Annotated in this window: 3 protein-coding genes; all 3 read right to left on the bottom strand. The window is 66.5% G+C overall.

The window, feature by feature from the left end; translation table 11 throughout:
• Positions 1 to 285: 285 nt before the first annotated feature.
• The 3 genes from N5J73_RS24020 to N5J73_RS24010 all read right to left on the bottom strand — a co-directional run bounded on the left by N5J73_RS24020 (position 286) and on the right by N5J73_RS24010 (position 3783).
• A complete protein-coding gene (locus N5J73_RS24020) occupies positions 286 to 2670 on the bottom strand; it encodes a methyl-accepting chemotaxis protein (protein ID WP_107379545.1) in 2385 nt (794 codons plus the stop codon).
• A 101-nt stretch (positions 2671 to 2771) separates the two neighbouring features.
• Positions 2772 to 3155, bottom strand: a complete 384-nt coding sequence (locus N5J73_RS24015) for a hypothetical protein (RefSeq protein ID WP_010482470.1) — start codon at positions 3153 to 3155, stop codon at positions 2772 to 2774.
• A 136-nt stretch (positions 3156 to 3291) separates the two neighbouring features.
• Positions 3292 to 3783: a chemotaxis protein CheW gene (locus N5J73_RS24010; protein ID WP_049448758.1), complete on the bottom strand. Its 492-nt coding sequence runs from the start codon at positions 3781 to 3783 to the stop codon at positions 3292 to 3294.
• Positions 3784 to 3854 lie beyond the last annotated feature (71 nt).

Below are 3854 nucleotides of genomic sequence, written 5' to 3'. Positions count from 1 at the left end.
TGCTCTTCTTTCTTCAATCCGGGGTGGACGCGCACGGAAACTGTCCGTGGCCGGGAGGGTTGGTTGCGCAGGGGCGTAAGCGCCATGGATGGCGCGCCCGAGCCTACAGGGACGTATTCACGGCGTCCCCTGCGCAGCCGACCCTCCCGGCCAACTCTCAGTAACCCAGCGCTTCGGCCGACCACCCCGAGGGGCTTCGCCGTTGGCTGGATATCCAGATACCCCGTAAACAAAAACGCCCCAGCACAGGGCCGGGGCGTCTTCGTCCGTCAGGTCAGGCAGGCCTCAGAATTCCTGCCAGTCTCCGTCCGCCAGTTCGGTAGCCATCGGGCGACCACCCGCCGCGCGGCGGGCGGGCGGAGCCGCCGGAGCCGGTGCTGCCGGTGCAGCAGCACGCGGGGCCGGGGTCGGGGCAGTGGCTCGCGGCGGGGCAACCACGGTATCGGCTTCGTCCACCACGAAGATCGATACGGCCTCGCTGAGGTGGCCGGCCTGTTCTTCCATCGCGCGGGCGGCGGCGGTGGCTTCTTCCACCAGCGCGGCGTTCTGCTGGGTGGTTTCGTCCATCTGCACCACGGTCTGGTTGACCTGCTCGATGCCGGCGGACTGTTCCTGCGAAGCCGCAGAGATCTCGGCCATGATGTCGGTCACGCGCTGCACCGAGGCGACGATCTCGCCCATGGTCGCGCCGGCCTTGTGCACCAGTGCCGAGCCATCGTTGACCTTGCCGACGGAGTCGTCGATCAGGCCCTTGATCTCCTTGGCGGCGGCAGCCGAGCGCTGGGCGAGGGTGCGCACTTCGCTGGCGACCACGGCGAAGCCGCGGCCCTGTTCACCTGCACGTGCGGCTTCCACCGCAGCGTTCAGCGCCAGGATGTTGGTCTGGAAAGCGATGCCGTCGATGACCGAGATGATCTCGGCGATCTTCTTCGACGAGGCTTCGATGGCCGACATGGTGGTGACCACCTGGCCAACCACTGCACCACCCTGCGAGGCGACGCCATGCGCGCCGATGGCGAGCTGGTTGGCCTGGCGGGCGTGCTCGGCGTTCTGACGCACGGTGGAGGTCAGTTCCTCCATCGAGGCAGCGGTTTCTTCCAGGTTGGCGGCCTGCTGTTCGGTACGGCGCGACAGGTCGCTGTTGCCCGAGGCGATCTCGCCAGCAGCCGAGCTGATCGCACGGCTGGACTGCTTGATGCGGGTGACGATCTCGCTCAGCTGCGCGGCAGTGGCGTTGGCGTCGTCGCGCATACGGGCGAACACGCCCTGGTAGTCACCATGCATGCGCACGGTCAGGTCGCCCTGCGACAGCGCGGCGAGCAGGCCGGAGATCTGTTCGATGCTGCCGGCGTTGGCATCGAGCAGGCCGTTGATCTGCTGGGCCAGCTGCAGGAAGAAGCCTTCCTTGTCGCTGGCATCGATGCGGCCGGACAGGTCGCCGGCGGCTGCCTGGGCGATCACGCGTGCCACTTCGGCTTCCACCTGTGCTTCCTGGGTGCGGTCGCGCCATTCCACCACGTAGCCGACGGTGTCGCCGCCTTCATTGCGGATGGTCGAGACCACCTGGGCGAACTGGGCATCGCCGTACTGCATCGGGCGACGCGCCACGCCGTGTGCCTTCAGGTTGCCCAGCAGGGTCTGGTCCATCTCGCCGCGGTGTTCAAGCACGGTGACCGGCTTGCCGATCAGCGAGGCCTGGGCGTCGAAGTCCGGCAGGTCGCGGCGCACTTCATCCTGGTACTGGCTCAGGGTCTGCTGCAGGGCGCGGTTGCTGTAGACGATGGTGTTGCTGGTATCGGTCAGGTACACGCCGGTTGAGCTGTAATCCAGCGCCGTGCGGATGCGCAGGTTCTCGCGGGCGACGGCCTGGTCGGTTTCGATGCGTTCGCGCAGGTCGCGCTGCATGCGCTGCATGGCCTGCATCAGTTCGCCCACTTCATCCTGGCGGCTGACGTCGATGTGGCCATCGAGCTTGCCGCCGGCAACGTCGTTGGCGACCGACACGGCACCGCGCACGCTGCCGACCAGGGCGCGGGCGAACAGCCAGACCAGCACCAGGCCGAGCGCGGCGCCGCCCAGCAGGGCGATCACGGTCAGCACGGCCGAGGCGGAATACGTGGAGGCGGCCTGTTCGCGCGAGGCGCGGGCGAGGCGGTTGTCTTCGGCGATCAGCGCTTCCAGCGCCGAGGCGGCCTTGCGGTGCTTGGTGCGGGTTTCGCCGACGAAGGTATCGATGGCGTCGTCCGGCAGGTCCAGTTCCAGCATCTCGGTGACGCTGTCATAGGAGGCCAGGGCGTCCTTCCACTCCTTGGCGAAGGTGTCGAACAGCTTCTTCTGCTGCGCGTTGTCGACCAGGGTCGGATACTCCTTGATCGACTTGTCCATGCTCGCGCGCAGCTCGACGCCCTGCTTGCGTGCATCCGCCTTGACGTCGTCGCTGGCGCGGATCAGCTGCTGGTAGGCGGCGTTGCGGTATTCACCCAGCATGCCGCGCATCTCGCCTGCCATGCGGATGCTCTCCATGCGAGAACCCGCCAGCTCGGTGGTGACATTGTTCAGCGAATGCAGGCCGCGATAGGCGACGATGCCCTGCAGCAACATCACCAGCAGGAGGACGCCGAAGGTCAGCAGCAGCTTCGGCATCAGTTTGAGGTTGTTGATCCACGGCATGGGCGTTGCGATCTCCTAAGGCAGACGCGTCCGGGCCTCGGGCCCGGTTGCAGCAGAAACCACGCCGGTACCAGGTCCGGCGTGGTTCGACGGACGGCGGATTACTTGATGTTCGCCAGCTTCAGGCCGGCCGGCGAGCTGACTTCGATTTCCGCGCGCGAGGCATCGCGCTGGATCTTGCCGATCACGCAGACGGTCTTGCCTTCCAGGGTTTCCAGCGGGAAGGAGAACTTGCCGCGGTTCTCGCCGGCGATGCGCGCCGAGAAGGTGTGGCGCGGGAAGGCGCCGCCCATGTACAGGAAGGTCGGCTGGCCTTCGGAACCTTCTGCGTAGCGGGCCTTCTCGACCTTGCCGCAGACCATGCCGTCCTTGCCGACCGAGCGCGGTGCCAGTTCCGGCGGGATCATGTCGGCCGACTGGGCAAACGCGGCGGAAGCGGTGGTGGCCAGGACAGCGGCCGAAACGAACGCAAGCAGGGACTTCATCGAGGTGTATCTCCGGGGATGGTGATGGTCGTTCCGGTTCTGCGCGCTCCTGCGCGACCGGCTTCTGTCCCCCTATCGGCACTGCCGGCGGGAACTGAAGGGTTTTGTGACCAGAACGTGAAGCAGGTCCGTTCGATCAGGCAGCGGCGTCTTCGACGATGTTGGCCTGGCCCATGTCGGCGCTGTCCAGCAGGGTCTCGATGTCGAGCAGGATCAGCATGCGGTCGTCCTGCGTGCCGATACCGGAGATGAAGCGGGTATCGACGGCGGCGCCGAATTCCGGGGTCGGGCGGATCTGTTCGGCCGACAGCGGGATCACGTCGGAAACGCTGTCAACGACGATGCCGACCACGCGGTCTTCCACGTTCAGTACGATCATCACGGTGAAGGCGTCATAGCGGGCGTTGTCCAGGCGCAGCTTCAGGCGCAGGTCGATGACCGGGACGATGGTGCCGCGCAGGTTGATCACGCCCTTGATGTAGTCCGGGGCATCCGGCACGCGGGTGACGGCGTCGTAGCCGCGGATTTCCTGCACCTTGAGGATGTCCACGCCGTAGTGCTCGGCACCGAGCGTGAAGCTGAGGAATTCGCCACCGGCGCTGGCGGCGGAGCTGGTCTTGTCGTTCATCGAGGGGTCCTGGTTCTGCCGGAAGTCCCGGTGTCAGGCTCGATATCGGCCCCGCTGTGGGGGACTTTAGG

Source organism: Stenotrophomonas sp. GD03654, assembly GCF_029845105.1.
GTDB lineage: Bacteria > Pseudomonadota > Gammaproteobacteria > Xanthomonadales > Xanthomonadaceae > Stenotrophomonas > Stenotrophomonas africana.
The sequence above is the reverse complement of the archived record's forward strand: the minus strand, read 5'-3'. Positions and strand labels throughout refer to the sequence as shown.

Excerpts from the sequence above, each read along its gene's own strand:
- N5J73_RS24020 (WP_107379545.1), bottom strand. The coding sequence starts at position 2,670 with ATGCCGTGGATCAACAACCTCAAACTGATGCCGAAGCTGCTGCTGACC.
- N5J73_RS24015 (WP_010482470.1), bottom strand. The coding sequence starts at position 3,155 with ATGAAGTCCCTGCTTGCGTTCGTTTCGGCCGCTGTCCTGGCCACCACC.
- N5J73_RS24010 (WP_049448758.1), bottom strand. The coding sequence starts at position 3,783 with ATGAACGACAAGACCAGCTCCGCCGCCAGCGCCGGTGGCGAATTCCTC.